The sequence below is a fragment of the Colwellia sp. BRX10-1 genome, assembly GCF_014077545.1.
In the GTDB taxonomy this organism is placed as follows: Bacteria; Pseudomonadota; Gammaproteobacteria; order Enterobacterales; family Alteromonadaceae; genus Colwellia_A.
Map to the genome: position 1 here is coordinate 1 of NZ_JACGWC010000072.1, position 1148 is coordinate 1148.

The 1148-nt window shown below is 32.1% G+C and carries 1 protein-coding gene; it reads right to left on the reverse strand.

Annotation, left to right across the window (positions count from 1 at the left end; translation table 11 throughout):
- Positions 1-205 precede the first annotated feature (205 nt).
- The gene (locus tag H4J75_RS19570; protein WP_182223052.1) at positions 206-910 is read right to left on the reverse strand and encodes a DUF5677 domain-containing protein; all 705 of its coding nucleotides are present in this window, start codon (positions 908-910) and stop codon (positions 206-208) included.
- Positions 911-1148 lie beyond the last annotated feature (238 nt).

Here is a 1148-nt window from a genome sequence, read left to right on the forward strand (position 1 = left end):
AAGGAAAGATATTTTGGGCTAGTTTCTTAGATTCAGTATCTTCATCACAAGCACTTAAAATAATAATTAGTAAACACACAACTACTCTATTCACACTGCATCCTTGTAAAGTTGCCTAACGCCTTACTAAGCGGCGAAAAATAGTTGGCTAAAATTGCGAGGAACGAGCGCTAGCCAACTGTTTAGCGTCCGTTTGAGTAACTTGTTATGCGAACTTTTTCGCAACTGCATTAACTTCATTGAGAAAGTTTTGGAACAACTTTATATGTTTTTCTCCTAAGCCAAGTTTGCTTGAAACTTCAATTGAAGATGCTATTGCTAAATTTATAGAAGATGAAAGTATAAATATTAATTCAGAATCAGTGATTGAAGTGTTCAGCTTAATTTTATCATCTTCAAAGTTTTTAGACGCTAATGCGGTCAGATTACCATGTGAGAACCGACATAAGTGGTTGTACACAGTTTTGTATGCTTCTAACTCGTTAGCTTTATTAAATTTATCATAGATATTAAAATTTTTAGACTTGTCATTTGAACTATTAAGCTCACTTAATTTATTCTCTATACTATCTTTAGATATTGACCCGTAGTATCTATTACTATAATCGAAGTTTTTTAAGTATGTTATTTCTGATTTTCTTTCTGCCTGCATTAATACATCGATAAATGTATCGTCGTCGACTAAACATTTTAAATCAATGTAAGTTTCAAGCGCGCTTCTCATTAATATTTGGCTTGATGTAAACCGCGAATTTCTAGCTAGGAAAATGATTTCATCACTTAACGAATTAATTCTAGAAAATAATGCCCAAATGAATTTTTCATTATTATTTTCAAATTTTGAATTTGAAAATAATTGATTTCGTTCTGAAATGAATTCGTCCCAAATTTTATAATAATGAGATTGCATGAGCATCCTTGTTCGCATAACGCCCTATTAAGGGGCAAATTGTAGTTGGCTAAAATGTGAAGCGAAGCGGAACCAGCCAACTGTAATTTGTCCCACTTGAATAGCTTGTTATGTAATTGGTTATTATGAACTTTACAGTAACAAACAATACTAAAATTTAACAGATAAACGGAAGAAATAAATAACGCCCACCGCCTAACATAAACCTAACCGTGAATTTCGAGTAAACCAAATAAAC